The sequence below is a fragment of the Bradyrhizobium sp. YCK136 genome, assembly GCF_044570075.1.
GTDB classification, from domain to species: Bacteria; Pseudomonadota; Alphaproteobacteria; order Rhizobiales; family Xanthobacteraceae; genus Bradyrhizobium; species Bradyrhizobium diazoefficiens.
This window is the reverse complement of record NZ_CP172424.1, coordinates 2,837,731-2,851,448: the sequence shown is the minus strand read 5'-3', so window position 1 is coordinate 2,851,448 and position 13,718 is coordinate 2,837,731. Positions and strand designations below refer to the sequence as shown.

Sequence of the window (13,718 nt, the reverse complement as noted above, 5' to 3'; positions counted from 1 at the left end):
CGACTTCAGGAAGCTATCGCTTGAGCTTGGGATCGAGCGCGTCGCGCAATCCGTCGCCCAGAAGGTTGAAGGCCAGCACGGTCACGAGGATCGCCAGGCCCGGAAGCGTGACGACCCACCAGGCCCGGAGTACGAATTCGCGCGCGTCCGCCAGCATGGTTCCCCACTCTGGCAGGGGCGGTTGCGCACCGAGACCCAGAAAGCCGAGCGCGGCCGCGTCCAGGATTGCGGTCGAAATGCCGAGCGTCGCCTGCACGATCAGGGGCGCTGCGCAATTCGGCAATACCTCCCTGAACATCAACCGAAGCCGGCCGGCTCCTGCGACTTTGGCCGCGGTGACGTAGTCCTTCGACACTTCGCTGATCACGGCGGCGCGCGCGATCCGCACGTAGTGCGGCAGCAGCACGATCGTGACCGCCAGCATCGCATTCATCAGGCCCGGCCCGAGGATCGCAACGATCACGATGGCGAGCAAAAGGCTTGGCAGCGTCAAGGTGATGTCCATCAGCCGCATGATCGCGATCTCGATCAGGCCGCGGAAAAAACCCGCGACCAAACCGAGAATCGTCCCGGCGACCACCGACAACGTCACCACCGCGATGCCAATCAGAAGCGAAAGCCGTGCTCCGTGAATGAGACGGGATAGAATATCGCGGCCGATCGCGTCGGTACCGAGCGGATAGACGGTCGATCCGCCCTGCTGCCAGAAGGGGGGCTTGAGAAAGATGGTACTGTTAGTGAGGATCGGGGAATGTGGCGCAACGAAATCGGCAAAGAGCGCGAGCAGAACCAGAACCACGATCACGACGAGGCCTGCCACGGCACCGAAATTTGCTTTGAAATCTGACCAGAATTGCAACAGCGGATGCGGCGGCGCGTTTTCTTGCGCCACGACGACGGGAGTTTCCAAGACTTCGGCGGTCATCTTGTGTACCGGATGCGGGGATTTATCAGCCCATAGGCGACGTCAACCAGCAGATTGACGATCATGACGATCGCACCGATCAAGAGCGTGCCGCCCTGCAGCACCGGATAGTCGCGGCGGTTGATGCCCTCGATCAGCCATTTGCCGACGCCCGGCCAGGAGAATATGGTCTCCGTGAGGATCGCGCCGGTAAACAGGACGCCGACCTGCAGCCCAATCACCGTCACCACCGGGATCAGCGCATTGCGCAATGCATGGATCGCTATCACCCGGGAACGCGGCAACCCCTTGGCGCGGGCGGTGCGGATGTAATCTTCGCCCAGGACCTCCAGCATGGCGGACCGCGTCATACGGGCGATTACGGCGAGCGGCACCGTGCCGAGCACAATCATCGGCAGCACAAGGTGAGACAGGGCCGAGCGGAACGCGCCGAAATCACCAGGCAGCAGCGCATCGATCAGCAGGAAGCCGGTCACCGGTTCGATGTAGTATTGCACGGCGATCCGGCCCGATACCGGCGTCCATCCGAGCTGCACGGAAAAAAGCAGGATCAGCAGCAATCCCCACCAGAAGATCGGCATCGAATATCCGGTGAGCGAGATGCCCATCACGCCGTGATCGAAGATGGAGTTGCGCCGGACCGCCGCGATAATCCCGGCTGGTAACCCGAGGCCTAACGCAAACAGGATCGCGCAGACCGATAGTTCGATCGTCGCCGGGAACAACGTCCCAAATTCGGTAATCACCGGCTCATGGGTGACGATCGAGCGGCCGAGGTCACCATGCACCAGCCGCGACAGATAGAGGCCGTATTGCACCAGAACCGGCTGATCGAAGCCGTACTCCTTGCGCAATTGCGCGTGCCGGGCCGGATCGATGCCGCGTTCGCCCGCCATCGTCTCGATGGGGTCGCCGGGGATCAGGCGGATCAGCACGAACACAAGCAGCGTAATCCCGATAAAGGTCGGAACCACGAGGCTCAGTCGGGTAAAGATGAACCGGATCATGCCGTGCCCAGCCACCCTCCCCCGGAAAGGAAAGGGTAAAGAAAAATGGGCGGAGTCATGCCAAGCTACTCCGCCCCTGTCTCCTGCTATTCCTTGACGTCGACGCCGTAGAAGTTGTGGCGCCCGAACGGCGACAGCTTGAAGTCAATCACTCTCTTGGTGACGGGCTTCAACTGCACCGCGTGCGCGATGGTGAACCACGGCACCTGCTCCTTGAAAATCACCTGCGCCTGCTCGTACAGCTTGGTCCGCTCGGCCTGATCACTGACCGTTTTGGCCTTCACGACCAGGTCGTCGAACGGCTTGTAGCAGAATTTGGCGATATTCGAGCCCGATGCCGTTTGCGCCGAGGCGCAGCCCAGCAATGTGTGCAGGAAGTTGTCAGGGTCGCCGTTGTCGCCGGTCCAGCCGAACATGCCCATCTGATGCTCGCCGGTCTGCAACCGCTTGCGGTATTCGCCCCATTCAAACGACTTGATCTCGGCCTTGACGCCGATCTTGGCGAGGTCGGCCTGCATCAACTCGGCAATGCGCTTGGCGTTCGGATTGTAGGGGCGCTGCACCGGCATGGCCCATAGATCGGTTTCGAAACCGTTCGGGTAGCCGGCGTCGGCCAGAAGCTTCTTGGCTTGCTCCGGATCAAAGGGATCGTCCTTGATGCTGTCGTTGTACGACCACATGGTGGGCGGGATCGGGTTCTTGGCCGCGATGCCGGTCGACAGATAGACGGCATCGATGATCGCCTTCCTGTCGATCGCCATGCTGATGGCCTTGCGCACGCGCACGTCGTCGAAGGGCTTCTTCTGTGTCTGGAACGCGAGATAACCGATGTTGAGGCCGGGCTGCTCCAGCATCGTGACGTTCGGATCCTTCTTGATCGCGTCGATGTCGGCCGGGTTCGGATAGGGCATCACGTCGCATTCGCCCTTCTGGAGTTTGGCCCAGCGAACGGATGCATCCGGCGTGATCGCATAGACGAGGTCGTCGATCTTGGCCTTGCCGCCCCAGAATTCAGGGAATGCCTTGTAACGAATCACGGCGTCCTTCTGGTACTGCACCAGATAGAATGGGCCGGTGCCGATCGGATCCTGGTCGATCTTCTCAGGCGTGCCGGCCTTCAGCATGGCATCCGCATACTCCTTCGACTGGATGGCTGCGTAGGGCATCGCGAGATCGGCGAGGAAAGGCGCTTCCGGCTGGTTGAGCGTTATCTTGATGGTGTAGTCGTCGAGCTTCTCGACCGACTTCAACAATTTCGGCATGCCCATGTCGCCGAAATAGGAATGGTTCGGACTCGTTACCTTGAAATACGGATTGTCGTCCTTCCATTGCCGCTCGATTGAGAATAGGACGTCGTCAGCATTGAACTCCCGCGTCGGCTTGAACGACTTCGACGTCGCATGCCACTTCACGCCCTTGCGCAGGTTGAAAGTATAGGTGACGCCGTCAGGCGAGATCGTCCATTTTTCCGCGAGGCCCGGCACCACTTTCGTGCCGCCGCGCTCGAATTCGACAATGCGGTTGTAGATCGGCTCATTGCCGTCGAACGACGTGCCGGTGGTGTTGACGCCGGGATAGAAGTTCTCTGGGCTGCCCTCCGAGCAGTAAATCAAGGTTTTGGCAGACGCGGTCGAGGCCACAGCGAGCGCCGCAGCGCAGACGCCGGCGAGCAGGGTTGATCTGTTCACTGTCGGAACTCCTGGTGAATTCTCTCGGCGCGGTTGACGCAGGCTGCGCCAAAGACGTCAGAAACGAGATTGCGATTGTGTATTGCAGCTGTCAATGCGTCCTGGGGTGACGGGATGACGTTTCGATGAAAAGTCATCCGACTCTGAAATCGTGCGCAGGTGGGACAGCGGCGATTTTCTGCTTTAGGCCCGAAGGCGGACAAGAACCCGACCCGGTACGAAGGGGTCAAGGCGGCGGTCGAGACAAGCGCCCCTCATGTCCGGACCAGCTCAGACAGCCGACATCGTGAGAGTTAGAGCGCCGTTCGGCTCTGGGCCGATGCTGTTGAAGAAGTCAGTTGAGTTGATGAGGTGATGGGGCGCCAGCGGGCGGGTCAGGCCCAGTTCTCCTACTCTTTCCATTTGGAGGAGCGCGTTCCGGCCTCCGACCTCCTACGCAAGATCGATGTGTTCGTCAGTCAGGCATTGGCAGACGTTCATCGCGAGATGGCTGCGTTCTACAGCCATATCGGTCGCCCATCGATCGATCCCGAGTACGGTCTTTTCAAGCCGGCCAGCTCGACCCGCGTTAACCCTGTCTCTGATCTTCTCACGTAACCGCGCCTGCAGGTTCACTTCTGCCGCTAAGCCGCCTTATTGGATGTTTGCAATTGTTCGCCGATTTTCGGGAGCTTATTTCCGGCAGGCTTTGAGCGAGGCTTCTCGTTCGGAAAGCGTGAAATCAGATGAGAGTGGCTCTCATCCTTGTTGGCCTCGGTACACTCGCGGTGATGGAGCTCGAGACACCACCGCGCACCACAAAGCCTGTGAACGAGCCGCCCGCTCAGGCAACCGTCGGGTTACGCGCCTCACACGATACACTGACGACGGCAGACCGGCTCGAAATCCCGCACATGCAATTTGAAGCGCTGCAGCCCTCGAGCGAGCCGATGCCTCCGCCGCATCTAACAGCGATTGTTGCGCAAGAGCCGTCGAAGATCATCGAGCAACACAAGCGCAGCGCAAGCGAAGAAAAATCCGCAGTCATGCTGCCCAGACCTCGGCCTCGGCAGGAAACTTCCAAGGCAACTGCGAATGCCAATCGCGCCAAATCGGTCGCGGAGGTCAAGCCCTGCCGGTCAGCTGCCTTCGAAGGCCTATTCAAAGCATTGAACCTGTCAACGGGATGCCAGACCTAGTACCCACTTTTCTTGGAACGTGAGTCGTGATTCAAGGTCGGGATGATACCCGAAGCAAGAGAAGTCCACCTTTCGAGGAAAGATCGCAAGGTGCTTGAGGCGTGCTGTCGCTCACCGGTGACGTTGCAGCGCGATTTGAAGCGGGCGCGGATAGTTCTGTTGGCGGCGGATGGGCGCAGCACCCGGTCGATCGCCAAGGAAGTTGGGGTCCAGCCGCGGATTGTCAGCCTTTGGCGGCATCGCTATGCCGACCATGGCCTTGAAGGGCTGCAAGACAAGCCGCGGCCTGGCAAGCAGCCGATCTATACGAAGACGACCGACAAGCGGATTCTGAAGCTGCTGGATAAGCCGCCACCGCAAGGGTTTGCGCGCTGGACCGGCCCCCTGCTGGCCGAGGCGCTGGGCGATGTCGATGTCCAATATGTCTGGCGGTTCCTGCGCAGCCACAAGATTGACCTGGTGGCTCGCAAGTCCTGGTGCGAGAGCAACGACCCGAACTTTACGGCAAAGCCGCCGATGTTGTCGGCCTCTATGTCGCGCCGCCGGCGAAGGCCATTGTGCTGTGCGTGGACGAGAAGCCCTCGATCCAGGCTTTGGAGCGAGCGCAGGGTTATCTGAAGTTGCCCAATGGCCGCGCCTTGACCGGCCAAAGCCACGATTACAAGCGGCATGGCACCACAACATTGTTTGCGGCGCTCGAAGTCGCCACCGGAAAGATCATCGCGACCCATTCAAAACGCCGGCGCCGCGTCGAGTTTCTCGATTTCATGAACAGCGTCACCGCGGCTTTTCCGAACCGCAAGCTTCACGTCATCCTCGACAACCTCAACACCCATAAAAAGAACGAGGACTGGCTCAAGGCCCACCCCAACGTGCAATTTCATTTCACGCCGACAAGTGCGTCATGGCTCAATCAGGTCGAAGTATGGTTTTCCATCTTGCAGGGGCAGTCGCTCAGCGGCACCTCCTTCACGAGCCTCAAGCAGCTTCAGGAACACATCGATGCCTACGTCAACGCATACAACGACAGAGCCGAGCCCTTCGTCTGGACCAAGAAAAAGGTCCGTCAACGCCGTTTCAAAGGCCGCCGTATCACTCAGCTCTGATTCCGGGTACTAGCCCAACGATTTCCCTTTATCGGCGAGATAGCCGACGGCAATCCGCGGCTCCTCGCGCGTTCGTCAGAGCAAACAAGCCGTGCCGACGAAATCCGGCCGCCCCGCCCCGATGAGCGTGGATCCGTTGTCGCCGCGCGGGACTGGCTGTCGGCGGAATCCATCACGCTCGTTCTTGGAGTGGCGATCGGCGTGGCTTTCGTCGTAAGTTTCGTCCTGTTTCGCGACGCGCATTTGAACGGAAAATCGATCGACAGGACGGCCGCCAAGGCGTTGGTCGAGCGCATTATCATAGCCGAGTCCAATGGTGACCCGAATGCAAGGAACAAGCGGTCGAGCGCGACTGGCGCCGCCCAGTTTCTCGATGACACGTGGCTCGAAGCCGTTCGAAGGCACCGACGCGATCTGATCCAGGGCCGCACCGACAAGCAAGTGTTGGACTTGCGGCGAGATGCCGAGCTTGCGCGAGAGATCGCCGCACGGCTGGTCGAGGAATATGCCGCGATGCTGAACAAGCGCAGTCTGCCGATCACACCCGGTTCTCTCTACCTTGCCCATTTCGCGGGACCGGCGGGCGCCGTGGCGCTATTGGCCGGCGCAGAAAGTGCCGATGCTGCTTCCCTTATAGCCGCTGCTGACGCGACGGGTCGGACCACGCGCGAAAAGCTGGTCAACGCCAATCCGTTCCTCAAGGCGATGACGGTCGGCGATATCAAGAGCTGGGCCGAACGCAAGATGGCAGTAGGCAACTCGGCGGGGCGCTCGTGAAGGCCACGTTTCAAGTACTCCACACGTTCCGACCGTTCAGGGTCACAAGCTGCGGTCGATGCACGTTCAGCTCGGTGTCCGGTTTACCAGCGACAGCGGACATCACGGCGTCTCAGGCGCTCTTCGGCTTAGGGGCAATAGGCGCCGTCCTGACCGCCGCCGGTCACGTCTGGTCTATCGCGACAACCGGACGATTTCAGAGCCGGTCTGGGCTTCGCGTTCGGGCCAATAGGGTGCATCGCGTTCGTGCAAGATATTCCGTTCCCACGGTGGTCAACCATGTAAGATGCCGCACCATCAGACCGAGAAATCCAAACGATCATCTTCGGAAGGAATTGCCATGAATCGGCGTAGCATTCTAATGGGTGCCGCGGCGTCAGCTACAGGGCTAGCCCTGACCTTGGGCACGTTGCACGCCCAGCAAGCCGGCAAAGTATATCGGATTGGCGTACTCCTGAACCGTAACAACCCCAGCCCGGAAACCGAATCGCTTCGTACTGGTTTGACGCAACTCGACTATGTCGAAGGAACCAATGTCTTCTATGAGGTGCGTGCTGCTGAAGGACAGCTCGACCGCCTGCCTGGCTTCGCCGCTGAATTGGTCAGGAAGGGCGTAGACGTCATTGTCAGCTATGGCGGTCCGCCAACAAACGCGGCGCGAAAAGCGACCACGACGATCCCGATCGTGTTTACCCTTGTCGCCGATCCGGTCGCCATTGGCGCCGCGACTACGCTTGAGCGGCCTGGCGGAAACCTCACGGGAGTCACCAACAACGATCCCGAACTCCCCGTTCGGCACATGGCACTCCTCAAGGAGATGATTCCGAAACTCGCCCGGGTCGCGATTTTCAGCGACGCAGACATTCCCGGCGCCGACGCCAACGGTTTGGCGCCCATCGACCGCGCCAATGTGGCCGCCGCCAGCGCGGCCGGCCTCAAGCCTCAGGTCCTGAAATTGCGCGGCCCAAAGCCCGATTTTGATGCTGCGTTCAAGGCCATAGCGAACGAGGGCGCCGAGGCGCTGGTGGTGCTGGAAGTCCCAGCCGTTTTCGCTATTCCTAAAACCGTCGCGGAATTGGCCACGTCGCGGCGCATCCCGACGATGTTGTGGGGTGGACAGGCGGACGCGGGCGGCCTGATGTCCTACGGTACAAGTTACACGTCCACATATACGCGCGTACCGGTGTATGTCGACAAGATCCTCAAGGGCGCAAAGCCCGCGGACACCGCGATTGAAGTCTTCTCGAAGCACCAGCTCGTGATCAACCTCAAGACCGCGCGCGAACTGGGAGTGACCGTCCCGGCCGACATGCTGAAACGCGCCGACCGCGTCATCGAGTGAAGATGGGCGTGGATGTTGCCGGTCGTCATGAAGGTTGGATTGCGCAGCGCATGACGAATTAACATTTGTTGCCGCCAGAGACGAGCCGTCCGTTTCGGGTCATTCGCGTCGATTTAGCATGCCCGCAACTACGTCCGGTCTTCCCCAAACAGCCGACGCCAGAGTGAACGTCACGGTTCGATGCTGTGGGCCACTTTCAGACATGGCTCGCTTGCTTCCTCTCTGAGATGGTAACGACCCGGATTGGTGAGCAGCATGCTTTCCCAAGTGAGGTCTGGCTCTCACCAAATGCCCGGAACGAGCCGCCATCGGACCCGCGCGGCGTAATAATGCGTAGGGCCCCGTGGTGACGACGTGCTGGCCGCGGTCGGTCTGGATGCGAATGGCAGAGGAGAAAAACCGGTTCACGCGCATGGCCCATAGTGCCAAGGCATAGCCGGCTGCGAACGTGAACAGGCAAACCCCTTGCAGCCAGTCGGGCACGTTGTCGCTCCAATGGAAACGGCCACGATCGAGCCCCGCAACGATCCAATGCATAAACAGAACGAGCGAGAAGACCCTCAACGCGAGCGGCGGCTTCTTGCCGCCCGGCCGCATGCGTTCGCGCAGGAGGTCCGGATCGAGCGCCGCAAACGAAACGATCATGACGACGGCGAAAATTGCGAGATACGCCCAAAAGCCCGGGATGGCGACCGTGCCGGCTGCCGCGAACAATGCGGCGGCTGCGGCAACCACGAACAAGCCTGCCTTGAGGTAAGCCGAGACTGGCATCCGCTAATTTACCATTTCGGAAGAAGCGAAGTGGTGCCACACGTGACCCTAGATCCACCGCCGCACACGCCCGGCGTAATCCGCATAGGTCCTCCCGAATCGCGCCTGGAGATGCCTTTCCTCCCTCTCGATGGCGAGCTTTTGCACCGCGAAGGCAGCGAGGACGGCAAGCAGCAAAAACCACGCGATCCCTGAGACCAGTCCAATCCCCAGTACAAGTATCGTGCCGGCGAGGTAGAGCGGATTGCGGGCAGCTGATCTACCTCGGATTTTCCGCAAAACAGACGGCCCCAGCTAGGCTGGGGGGCGGGGCTGGGGCCGCCATTCCGCACCGGATGGTAATCGGCGGTAAGGCATCCGGTGAACTGGACCAACCCCCGGTGGAACCTTTGGTTCCCAGGTGTTCGATTCCCTCCGCGAGCGCTGCCAGCATCGAACATACACGGACATACCTACCCCTTAGAGGTAGAAGAGCGTCACAAACGCGAACGCCCGCAGACCATGGGCAGAACTTGAAGTGGCCGCATTAGGGCAGCACCCGGGATCCGCGAAACGCCCTCCAGCCCTTGGTCATTTAGTGTTTCGATACCCTCGCAGCAACCGTTGGTTGGCTCCACTCGAAGTCCGGGCGGACAAGCGACGTCCCTGACCGCCCGCCGGTTCACGCTGGCGGGCTTAATCAGCCCATTTATTATCCAACGGAATGGTGCAAACAGCTGCGCCATCATCGTTAATCACAGAGACCGAATAGTGATGGCCGATCAGCTCCGGGCGAGTTTCGCGCAGCGACCGAGCAAGCCTGATAGCTTCTATCTGCGCCTCCGCTTCGCCTGGAAGTTCATGCACTCCGAAATCCGAGACAAGGCGGGTATTGATGAGCTTGAATGAATACAGAGGCATGGAAAATGTCCGACGAACGCCAAAGCCCCTGCTACCGATAGGAAGCAGGGGCTCGCGGATGGATGGTCCGAGGCTGGGATGTTCCAGGTGTCGCACCAAGGACCCGCGTGATCAGAACGCTTTCGCCGCACAGATGGCCCGCGGAAATGTTGTGCAATTCGCGCAAACAATAGGCCCGGCGCCTCTTTGCCGGGTGAGAAGCGCCGGGCCGATCGCCAACAACGCCCTGATCAGCCTTGACCGCCCCGTCGGCGCGAGCTCCCACATGACTTCCGGTGCGCCCCGGCGAGCGGACATGTTCAGTGCCCATCGTAAGGTCTCAAACGGGCCAACAGGCGACATCATCGCAGGATCTGTTTCTCAGGAATGGGCGCTATGACTTCCACGGGGAATCGGCATCACCCCGTCGTTGAGGACGCATCTGCTAATGGCGGGAAACTGCATCTATTCACATTGTGGTGTCACCCCAATTCCTCCAGTAAGGCCTTCGCCTCCTGCAAATCCGGCGTGTCGAACCCCTCGGTGAACCAGCTGTAGACCGGCGTGAGGAGTTCGCGGGCTTCGGCGTAGCGGCCCTGATCGCGGTGGAGCCGGGCCAGGTCTGCGGCGGCGCGCAGTTCGAGCGACCGGGCTTTTTGACTCTGCGCGAGCGCCCGCGACTCTTCGAGCAGTTTTTGCGCGTCGGTCAACACACCGGGTCCACCTTCGATGACCAGTGCGCGTGCCTTCTGGCGCAGGAGCTCCGCTTCAAGAAAACGCTCGCTCGTCTGCTCGGCGGTTGCCAAACCCTTGCCGACGATTTCTCGGGCGGACATCAGCTGACGCCTTGCCAAAAATGCCTGCGACAGCAGGGCGTAAAGCGCCGTGCTGCTGATCTGATAGCCGGTGCCGACGAACTCGGCCAACTCGCCGCTCACTGCTGCCAGCGAATCCGACGACGGGTCGAACTGGTTCGCGCAAATTCTGCGAACGGCGCGTGACCGGTTGCGCCACAACTCGAAGCCGTGCTCTTCCGACAATGCGAGGCAACGCTCGGCGTGCGCGTGCGCAACGGCCGGCGCGCGGCAGAAGGCGTGGAGAACGGATGCGTAATATGCGCCATAAGCCTCGGTGTGCGGATGCCCGATCGCCTCGGCGCGCTGAAGGGCTACGCCCATCCTGGCCCTGGCCATATCCGGGTAGCCAAGCGCCCACAATGTCCAGCTCAGCTGCAAATTGCCCGCTACACCGGCATCCCAAGCGGTCGCCCGAGTCGCCAAGCTTTCGGCTTCGTCGCACATATCGAACTCGGCGAGACTGCGCTCGAGCATCCGCCGTCCTTCGACGAGACGTCCCATAAACAGCAGCGTCGCTCCGACTGTACGCATCGCGTTGACCGCAGCCGGCCGGTTTTCGGCCGCTTCGGCAAGCCCGAGCGCAGCCGTGAATCCGTCCAGCGCCTGGGGCAACTCGGCGCGGACGAAATGCATATATGCTGACCACTGAATGACGTGCGGATACTCAGGCGTATCACCGAGCCGCTCACAAAGCTCGCGGGCGCGAGTGACGGTTGCCGCATAGGCGTTCGAGCGCACACCTTGGGTGGCGATCAGGCAAGGTCCCAGCACGAACTGCAAGTCGAGCTCGAGCCGGTCATTGGTTGCGCCGCTTGGGAAGCGGCGGACAGCCTCGATGCCCCGGCGCATATGGGCGATCGCCTCGATATTGGCATAGCGCGAGGCGGCGATTTTGCCGGCGCGCAGCCAGTAACCCGCCGCCTTTTCGGGCAGCCCCGCCTCGGTCAGATGATGTGCCAAGGTTTCCGGCTCGGTCTCGACGAGGTGCGCGAAGGATTGCTCGATCGCGCGGGCGATGGCTGCGTGAAGCTGCACGCGGCGGCTCTTCAGGAGCCCGGCATAAGCGGCGTCGCGGACAAGAGCATGCTTGAAGCTGAATAATTCGCCAGACAGCCCGCGGGGGATCACGAGCTCGGCGTGCCGCAATGCCTCGAGGGCGGAACGGAGGCCGTCTTCGGGCATGCCCGAAACCGCCGCGAGAAGATCGTAGTCGAAATCACGCCCGATACAAGCCGCGATCTGCGCCACCTCCTTGACCGGCGCCAAGCGATCCAGCCGGGCCATCAACGAATCGTGCAGGGTCGTCGGGATGGCCAGCGACGGCAGCGGCCCCGCCATCGTGTATCGATCACCCATATCGATCAGCATGTCGCCTTCGATGACAGTCTTGGTCAACTCCTCGATGAACAGTGCGACACCATCGGTGCGGGCGAGGATCTGCTCCAGAATCTCGTCCGGCAGCACCTTGCCGCCAGTGATCTGCTCAACCAATGCCACACACTCACGCCGGCTCAGGCGGGTCAGCGACAATGCCGTGACGTGGGCGTGGCTAGGCCAGGGCGGCATAAACTCCGGACGGGCGGTCGCCAGCAGCAGCACCGGCAGACGCTGCACCCGATCGACGATCGCCGTCAACAATTCGAGCGAGGTCGGGTCGATCCAGTGCAAGTCCTCGAACAAGATCAGCACCGGCTGCTCCTGCGCCAGTCCGTCGACTTGGGCGAGCAATGCCGCGAGCGTCTTCTCCTTGCGCTGCTGCGGGCTCGGCTCCGGTGCAGGGTGGCTCGCCGGCAAAGACAGCAAGTCGGTGATCAGGTCGACCGCCTCGGGCTCGGCGGCTGCGCGAGCCAGCAGTAAATCGAGCTTAGCCAGCTTCTGCTCGGCGGTGTTATCGCGGAGGAAGCCGGCGGCGTGCTCGATCTGGCTGATCACCGGGAACATGGCGCTGTTCCGGTGATGCGGCGAGCAGAAGTAGCGCAGTCGGAGGTGCGGCTCGGCGGCCAGCCCCTCCAGCAGCGCGCGGGTCAATCGCGACTTGCCGATGCCAGCCTCACCGACCAGCAGCACCACTCGGCCTTCGCCCTTCTCGGCTTGACTCCAGCGGCGGCGCAGCAGCTCGACTTCCTCCTCACGCCCAATCAGCGGGGTCAGCGCGATCTCGTGCTGTGCCTCAAATCGGCTTTCGACCGCGCTCTCGGCCACCACCTGCCAAGCGCTGACAGGTTCGCCAAAGCCTTTGAGCGCGACGCCGCCAAGCTCGCGGTAGTCGAAGTAGCCGCCGGTCAGTCGTCGCGTGCTCGGCGCGATCACCACCATGCCGGGCTGCGCCAGCGTCTGCAGGCGGGCGGCGAGATTGGGGGTTTCGCCAACGACACCGCGTTCCTGCGCCTCGCCCGATCCGGTCAGATCGCCGACGACGACAAGGCCGGTAGCGATGCCGATGCGGACCTGCAGGCCACATTCGGTGATCAGCTCCAGCCTCGGTACCGCTTCGACCAATGCCAGACCGGCGCGGACCGCCCTCTCGGCATCGTGTTCATGGGCTCGGGGATATCCGAAATAGGCCAGCACCCCGTCGCCCATATATTTGGCAACGAACCCTTCGAACCTTGCAATGATCTCGGCGACGGCACGGTGGTACGCACCGATGACGTCGCGCAGATCCTCGGGATCGAGCCGCGCGGACAGTTGTGTCGAGCCGACGAGATCGCAGAACATCACCGTTAACTGCCGCCGCTCGGCGGATGCGGCAACTGGAGCGATCGGACAGGCCGCCGCAAACAGCGGCGCCTCACGGGTGGTCGAGGCTCTCGCGGTGAGAGGCCTGCCGCACTCGGCGCAGAACTTGGCATTTGGACGGTTTGCACTACCGCAGAAGGGGCAGCGCGCTTCGACCGCGGCGCCGCAAGCTATGCAGAACTTGCCGGTGTCCGGTGTGTCGGAATGGCAATTTGGACACTCCATGAGCGCCCCCTATCCGACGAGCCGTGTCTACTGTTTCAGAGTTATTGTGGCGCGGCAAGCCAGGACAACTGAGGGCTGCCGCATTCCTCGGTTTCTCAGCATGGCTCCTGCTTTATCGGCTAACTCGGATTCGACGTCCATTTTCGCGGAATTCGCGGCCAGGATCTTTGCATTGCGGGATGTCGGTTTAGGGTCATTTCGGGCTTGGGCACCTCTGTTGCGAA

The 13,718-nt window shown here is 61.3% G+C and carries 11 protein-coding genes and 1 pseudogene; 5 read left to right on the top strand and 7 right to left on the bottom strand.

Annotation, left to right across the window (positions count from 1 at the left end; all coding sequences use genetic code 11):
- Nucleotides 1–13 precede the first annotated feature (13 nt).
- The 3 genes from ACFLEY_RS13400 to ACFLEY_RS13390 all read right to left on the bottom strand — a co-directional run bounded on the left by ACFLEY_RS13400 (nt 14) and on the right by ACFLEY_RS13390 (nt 3,620).
- The gene (locus ACFLEY_RS13400; protein WP_060908329.1) at nt 14–925 is read right to left on the bottom strand and encodes an ABC transporter permease subunit; all 912 of its coding nucleotides are present in this window, start codon (nt 923–925) and stop codon (nt 14–16) included.
- Nucleotides 922–1,932, bottom strand: coding sequence for an ABC transporter permease subunit (locus ACFLEY_RS13395; RefSeq protein ID WP_060908330.1), 1,011 nt, complete (start codon nt 1,930–1,932; stop codon nt 922–924). Before ACFLEY_RS13395 ends, ACFLEY_RS13400 begins: the two co-directional genes overlap by 4 nt.
- A gap of 86 nt (nt 1,933–2,018) precedes the next feature.
- Entirely contained in the window at nt 2,019–3,620 is a 1,602-nt protein-coding gene (locus ACFLEY_RS13390) for an ABC transporter substrate-binding protein (RefSeq protein WP_060908331.1), read from the bottom strand.
- A gap of 351 nt (nt 3,621–3,971) precedes the next feature.
- Between ACFLEY_RS13390 and ACFLEY_RS13385 the strand changes: the two genes are divergently transcribed.
- The 5 genes and pseudogenes from ACFLEY_RS13385 (at nt 3,972) to ACFLEY_RS13365 (ending at nt 8,023) form a co-directional block, all read left to right on the top strand.
- Nucleotides 3,972–4,217 (top strand): hypothetical protein, encoded by a 246-nt coding sequence (locus tag ACFLEY_RS13385; RefSeq protein ID WP_143279781.1) that lies wholly within the window; start codon nt 3,972–3,974, stop codon nt 4,215–4,217.
- A 128-nt stretch (nt 4,218–4,345) separates the two neighbouring features.
- Nucleotides 4,346–4,798, top strand: a complete 453-nt coding sequence (locus ACFLEY_RS13380; protein ID WP_060908333.1) for a hypothetical protein — start codon at nt 4,346–4,348, stop codon at nt 4,796–4,798.
- Nucleotides 4,799–4,840: 42 nt separating this feature from the next.
- Nucleotides 4,841–5,904 (top strand): annotated as a pseudogene (locus ACFLEY_RS13375) (IS630-like element ISRj1 family transposase).
- A 201-nt stretch (nt 5,905–6,105) separates the two neighbouring features.
- Nucleotides 6,106–6,681: a lytic transglycosylase domain-containing protein gene (locus tag ACFLEY_RS13370; protein WP_309142163.1), complete on the top strand. Its 576-nt coding sequence runs from the start codon at nt 6,106–6,108 to the stop codon at nt 6,679–6,681.
- A 400-nt stretch (nt 6,682–7,081) separates the two neighbouring features.
- Complete coding sequence (locus tag ACFLEY_RS13365; RefSeq protein WP_211434368.1) at nt 7,082–8,023, top strand: ABC transporter substrate-binding protein; 942 nt, start codon at nt 7,082–7,084, stop codon at nt 8,021–8,023.
- A 99-nt stretch (nt 8,024–8,122) separates the two neighbouring features.
- Here the strand turns inward: ACFLEY_RS13365 and ACFLEY_RS13360 are convergent, their stop codons facing one another.
- The 4 genes from ACFLEY_RS13360 to ACFLEY_RS13345 all read right to left on the bottom strand — a co-directional run bounded on the left by ACFLEY_RS13360 (nt 8,123) and on the right by ACFLEY_RS13345 (nt 13,494).
- Nucleotides 8,123–8,764, bottom strand: a complete 642-nt coding sequence (locus ACFLEY_RS13360; protein ID WP_129557354.1) for a hypothetical protein — start codon at nt 8,762–8,764, stop codon at nt 8,123–8,125.
- A gap of 78 nt (nt 8,765–8,842) precedes the next feature.
- A complete protein-coding gene (locus ACFLEY_RS13355) occupies nt 8,843–9,073 on the bottom strand; it encodes an isoprenylcysteine carboxylmethyltransferase family protein (RefSeq protein WP_370204558.1) in 231 nt (76 codons plus the stop codon).
- Between the two features lie 396 nt (nt 9,074–9,469).
- The gene (locus ACFLEY_RS13350; RefSeq protein WP_129557355.1) at nt 9,470–9,694 is read right to left on the bottom strand and encodes a DUF6894 family protein; all 225 of its coding nucleotides are present in this window, start codon (nt 9,692–9,694) and stop codon (nt 9,470–9,472) included.
- A 461-nt stretch (nt 9,695–10,155) separates the two neighbouring features.
- Nucleotides 10,156–13,494 carry an adenylate/guanylate cyclase domain-containing protein gene (locus ACFLEY_RS13345; protein WP_082755302.1) on the bottom strand — a complete coding sequence of 1,113 codons (3,339 nt, stop codon included), beginning with the start codon at nt 13,492–13,494 and terminating at the stop codon, nt 10,156–10,158.
- Nucleotides 13,495–13,718: the final 224 nt, after the last annotated feature.

Coding starts and splice junctions, on each gene's coding strand:
- ACFLEY_RS13380 (WP_060908333.1), top strand. CDS start 4,346: ATGAGAGTGGCTCTCATCCTTGTTGGCCTCGGTACACTCGCGGTGATG.
- ACFLEY_RS13350 (WP_129557355.1), bottom strand. CDS start 9,694: ATGCCTCTGTATTCATTCAAGCTCATCAATACCCGCCTTGTCTCGGAT.
- ACFLEY_RS13395 (WP_060908330.1), bottom strand. CDS start 1,932: ATGATCCGGTTCATCTTTACCCGACTGAGCCTCGTGGTTCCGACCTTT.
- ACFLEY_RS13345 (WP_082755302.1), bottom strand. CDS start 13,494: ATGGAGTGTCCAAATTGCCATTCCGACACACCGGACACCGGCAAGTTC.
- ACFLEY_RS13400 (WP_060908329.1), bottom strand. CDS start 925: ATGACCGCCGAAGTCTTGGAAACTCCCGTCGTCGTGGCGCAAGAAAAC.